The organism is Candidatus Streptomyces philanthi (assembly GCF_059553635.1).
The window spans coordinates 1-4997 of sequence record NZ_JCANQV010000368.1 but is presented as its reverse complement, the minus strand read 5'-3'; the positions used below and the strand labels follow the sequence as shown (position 1 = coordinate 4997).

The 4997-nt window shown below is 73.6% G+C and carries 4 protein-coding genes; 2 read left to right on the top strand and 2 right to left on the bottom strand.

Annotation, left to right across the window (positions count from 1 at the left end; translation table 11 throughout):
* On the top strand, positions 1 to 415 hold a 415-nt coding region (locus AC51EU_RS26995; protein WP_496269702.1), incomplete at its 5' end, for a substrate-binding domain-containing protein.
* A gap of 74 nt (positions 416 to 489) precedes the next feature.
* Here the strand turns inward: AC51EU_RS26995 and AC51EU_RS26990 are convergent.
* Together AC51EU_RS26990 and AC51EU_RS26985 are read right to left on the bottom strand one after the other, a co-directional pair.
* Complete coding sequence (locus tag AC51EU_RS26990) at positions 490 to 744, bottom strand: hypothetical protein (protein ID WP_496269701.1); 255 nt, start codon at positions 742 to 744, stop codon at positions 490 to 492.
* Positions 745 to 995: 251 nt separating this feature from the next.
* Complete coding sequence (locus AC51EU_RS26985; protein ID WP_496269700.1) at positions 996 to 2528, bottom strand: AMP-binding protein; 1533 nt, start codon at positions 2526 to 2528, stop codon at positions 996 to 998.
* 375 nt (positions 2529 to 2903) lie between these two features.
* Here AC51EU_RS26985 and AC51EU_RS26980 point away from each other — a divergent pair.
* The coding region (locus AC51EU_RS26980; protein WP_496269699.1) for a SpoIIE family protein phosphatase at positions 2904 to 4997 on the top strand (2094 nt) is incomplete at its 3' end.

The window sequence follows — 4997 nt, the reverse complement described above, 5'->3', positions numbered from 1 at the left end:
GGCCTACGAGGCGGCCTCCGGGGCCGTGGACGAGGAGGCCCCGGGCCGGGTCCTGCTCGGTGACTTCTCGGTGGGGTGGGGGAGGGCCGCCGCGGACCGTCTGATGTCCTGGCGGCCGGACGCCGTCGTCTGCGCCAACGACCTCATCGCGGTCGGTGTGCTGCAACGGCTGCGCCAGCTGGGCGTGGACGTGCCCGGTGAGATCGCGGTGACCGGGTTCGACGACATCCCGCTGGCGGGCCTGGCCGACCCGGCGCTGACCACCGTCCGCCAGCCCGTCGCCGAACTCGCCGCCGAGGCCGCCCGGTTGCTCACCCGCTGCCCGCCCGGCGGTGTCCCAGGCTCCCGTCGGACCGTCCGCCTCGCCCCCGAACTGGTCGTCCGCGGCTCCTGCGGGGCCGGCGCGCCGGGCTGACGTCCGGCCGCGCACCGAAGAACCGGCCGCCGCCCCGGAGGGCGGCGGCCGGCATCACTGGACCTGCCGTCGGCTCAGCGCGATTCGTCGCTGCCCATCAGGCCCCACTTGTCGCCGTGACAGCCTTCGAGGAACGCGGGGCCGAACCCGTCGACGATGGCGGCGCCCAGAAGGCAGGTCCCGGAGTCGCCGCCGGCGCCGAACGACTGGGAGTAGGACTCGTGGTCGTGGTGCTCCTTGTCTCCGCCGGAGGCGATCGCGGCTTGGGAGCCACCCAGCACGAGGGAGGTGGCCAGGGCGACGGCTGCGAGCACGGCGCGGATGCGCATGTCTGCTCCTCAAGGGGATGCGTGGTGATACTGGCGCTTTGAGGGATCACCTACGCGGAAGACTTCAAAACGCACTCTCCCCCGAACGCACGAGAAGGTCCGCCGTTCAGGTGCGGCGCGCGGGCCCCGGGAGCGCGTCCGACGGATCGTCATATCGCCTCAAGGGCAGCGAATCCGACGAACGGAAAGACGCGTTCCGCGGGGCCCGGACGCATGCGCACCCGGGCCCCGCGGAGGCGCGGTGCGGGTGCTCAGGCGGCCTGCTCCGCCCACTGGCGCAGCAGCTTCTTGTCGGGCTTGCCCGCGTCCGTCAGCGGCAGGGCCTCGGTGAAGGTGATGCGGGCCGGTTCGTACATCGCGCCGCGTGCCTCGCGGACCCAGGTGCGCAGCTCCTGGTCGTCGACGCCGCCTCCGGGGGCGGTGACGACGACGGCGTGCACCTGCTCCATGCGGTCGGCGTCGCGGACGCCGAACACGGCGCTCTGCCGCACCCGCGGATGGGTGTTGAGCAGATCCTCCAGCTCCGTGGTGTACACATGGCCGCCGACCACGACGATCATGTCCTTGATCCGGTCGACGACGGTGAGGTAGCCGTCCTCGTCGAGGTGGCCGATGTCCCCGGTGTGCAGCCAGCCGTCCCGCAGCACCTGGGCGGTCAGCTCCGGCTGCTTCCAGTAACCCTGCATGATCATCGAGGAGCGGACGCAGATCTCACCGTGTTCGCCCACCGGAAGGTCGCGGCCCTGTTCGTCGCGGACGGCCACCTCGATGCCGGGCAGCGGCTTGCCGGCCGACCGCAGCCGCTCGGGCCGCTCGGGGTCGTGGTCCTCGGGGGTGAGGATGCTGATGCCGCCGGCCTCGTTCTGCCCGTAGCCCTGGAGCAGCACCGGGCCGAACAGCCGGACCGCGTCGGCGAGCCGTGCCGGGGACGCCTGGCAGCCGCCGTAGACGAGCCGGATCAGGCTGCTGGTGTCGGTGTCCGGGGCGTCCGGGTGGTCGAGGAGCCGGTACAGCAGCGGCGGCAGCACCATCAGCTCGGTGATGCGTTCCCGGGCGATGGTGGCGAGGACCTCTTTGGGGTCGAAGTCGTCGTGCAGGACGACGGAGCCGCCCGCGAGGAGCGTGTGGTCGGCCATCATGCCGGCGGCGTGCGCGAGGGTGGTGCACACGAGCTGGCGGGGGGCGATCTCCTCCTCGGGCAGGAAGTCCCGGAAGCGGACGTGCTGCTCGAAGGTGCTGCAGATGCCCTTGGGGTGCCCGGTGGTGCCACCGGTGTGGCGGATGGTGCACACATCATCGGGGCGGGCGCGCCCGGGGAACGGCTCGTTCCCCTGCGCCGCCGCCAGCTCCAGCAGGTCAAGGCCGTCCTTGGCGGGGCCGAGGACGAGGATGTCCGGCACCGGTGCCAGCGCGGTGATCTCGGCGGCGCGCCCGGTGAGCCGGGGGTCGACGATCAGTGCGCGGGTCTCGACGTCCCGGACGATGGCGGCCTGCGACTCGGCCGAGAGTTTGTTGTAGAGATGGTTGACCCGGCAGCCGACGAGATTGGCCGCGTAGCGCGCGGCGATCGTCTCGGGCAGGTTGCCGCTCAGCAGGGTGACGGTCTGGTCGCGGTCCAGTCCGCGGGCGCGCAGGGCGCGGGCCATCCGGTGGACGAGGTCGCGCAGCTCGCCCGCGGTGACCCTCCGCCCCTGGTGGGCCACGGCCTCGCGGTCGGGGTCGGTGCCCAGGGTGTCGAGGATCTCCTCCACGTGGCTGAGGAAGGGCTGGGCGTCGTCTGTCATGGCGGGGAATCCTCCTGGGGCCGGGCGCCGGTGGGCGCCGACGGCGGGGGCGACGGGCAGGAATGGTTGCCGTGGGCAACTAGTTGGACCTTAGTGAGGAGAGATCGACATCTCCAGTCCGAGGGACGAGATCCGGCCGACCCTCACGTTCCCCGGACGTTTCCCCCGAAGCGGCTCCATTGTCCGCCCGCGGCCCGCCGCCGTCCGGGCGACGCGCGGTGATCCGGACGGGTGACCGGCGGCACGACGCGGCGCCCGCCCCGCCGGACATGGCCGACTCGCCTCCCCGGAGGGATGATGGAGCGCAGCGGAAAGCGCGGCGAGTGCGGGCGGCGCGCCCGGCCGCCGGCCCCGGGTGCCGGAAGGAGTGCCTGCATGGGGACGACCGACGCGTTCCCCGAGGACGCGGCCCCCGACGACGTGCGCCCGTCCCGCCCGGGCGGACTGCTCGACGCGCTGGGCGTCGCCGCGGTCATCCTGGACGCGAGCGGCCGGATCACCCTGTGGAGTCCGCAGGCCGAGAAGCTGTTCGGCTGGTCCGCGCGGGAAGCGCTCGGCAGGCCCGCCGCCGAACTCCTGGTACCGCGCGAACACGTCGGGCTGGTGCTCGACCTGTTCTCCCGCGTCATGACCGGGGAACCCTGGGCCGGCGTCTTCCCCGTACGGCACAAGGACGGCAGCGTACGTCCCGTCGAGTTCCGCAACATGCGCCTCACCGACGAACGCGGCCGCGACTTCGCCCTCGGCCTCGCCACCGACCGGGACGTCCTGCGCAGGACCGAGCGGGACCTGGCGCTCTCCGTACGGCTCGTCGCCCAGTCGCCGATCGGCCTGGCGGTCCTCGACACCGGCCTGCGGTTCGTCATGGTCAACCCCGCCCTGGAACGGATCAGCGGCATCCCCGCCGACCAGCACATCGGACGCGAGGCCGGGGACGTCCTCTCCTTCCTCGACACCGGCGTCGTCCTCGGCGCCATGCGCAAGGTCCTCGCCACCGGAACGCCGCAGGCCGACGTCCTCACCGTCGACCACGCCCCCCACCTTCCCGGCGCCGAACGTGCCTGGTCGGTGTCGTACCACCGGCTGGAGGACACCGGCGGGCAGGTGATCGGCGTGGTCACCTCCGTCGTCGACGTCACCGAGCAGCACCGGGCCGCCACCGAGGCCGCCCGCGCCCGCCGCCGGCTCGCCTTCATCGCCGACGCCTCCGTCGCCATCGGCACCACCCTCGGCGTCGGCACGACCGCCCGCGAACTCGCCGACGTCATCGTCCCCGAACTGGCCGACCTCGCCGCCGTCGACGTCCTCGACACCGTCCTCGAAAACCGCCGCGGCGGCGCCCCCGCCCCCGGCGACGCCGCCCGCTTCCGGGCCCTCGCCGTCGCCACCGCCTTCCCCACCGACGCCGTGGACGCCGCCGACCCCACCGGCGAGATCGCCTCCTACGAGGCCGACCGCCTCATCACCCGCTGCGTGACCACCGCCCGCCCCGTCCTCCTGGCCGAGGTCGGCGAGGCGGACCTGCCGTGCATCGCCGCGGACCGCCACGGCGCCGCCCTCCTGGCCCGCGCCGGACTGCGCTCCTACCTGGCGGTACCGCTCATCGCCCGGGGCGAGGTCCTCGGCGCGCTCTCCCTCTACCGCCTCCGCAACGAGCTGCCGTTCGACGAGGACGACATGGTGCTCGCCGTCGAACTCGCCGCCCGCGCCGCCGTCTGCATCGACAACGCTCGCGCCTACCAGAGCGAACGCCGCACCGCACTGGCCCTCCAACGCCATCTGATGAGCCACGAACCGCCCCAGCCCACCGGGATGGAGATCGCCTACCGCTACCAGCCCGCGCAGGCGGCCGGCGAGATCGGCGGCGACTGGTTCGACGCCATCCCGCTCGCCGACGACAAGACCGCCCTCGTCGTCGGCGATGTGATGGGCAGCGGCATCAACGCCGCCGCCACCATGGGACAGCTGCGCACCACCACCCGCGCCCTGGCCGACCTCGACCTCGAACCCGCCGAGGTGCTGCGCCACCTCGACAACATCGCCGCCGGACTCGACCCCGCCTTCGCCACCTGCGTCTACGCCGTCTACGACCCGCGCCACGGAGGATGCGTGATCGCGTGCGCCGGCCACCTCCCGCCCGTCCTGGTCCGCTCCGGCCGGCCGCCCGAACTGCTCGACCTGCCCACCGGGGCACCCCTCGGCGTCGGCGGCGTCGCCTTCGAGCAGACCGCCGTGCGACTGGGTCCCGGCGACCGGCTGGTGCTCTACACCGACGGCCTGGTCGAGACCCGCGACCAGCCCCTCGACGACCGGCTCGCCACCCTCACCGGCCTGCTCACCGCCCCCGGGGACAGCCTCGAAGCGCTCTGCGACCACCTGCTGGACGCCCTGCGCGACCCGGAGGGCCACGACGACGTCGCCCTGCTCATCGCCCGCGTCGGCCGCGACGGGACGGCGGACGGGCCGCCC

Coding starts and splice junctions, on each gene's coding strand:
- AC51EU_RS26985 (WP_496269700.1), bottom strand. CDS start 2,528: ATGACAGACGACGCCCAGCCCTTCCTCAGCCACGTGGAGGAGATCCTC.
- AC51EU_RS26990 (WP_496269701.1), bottom strand. CDS start 744: ATGCGCATCCGCGCCGTGCTCGCAGCCGTCGCCCTGGCCACCTCCCTC.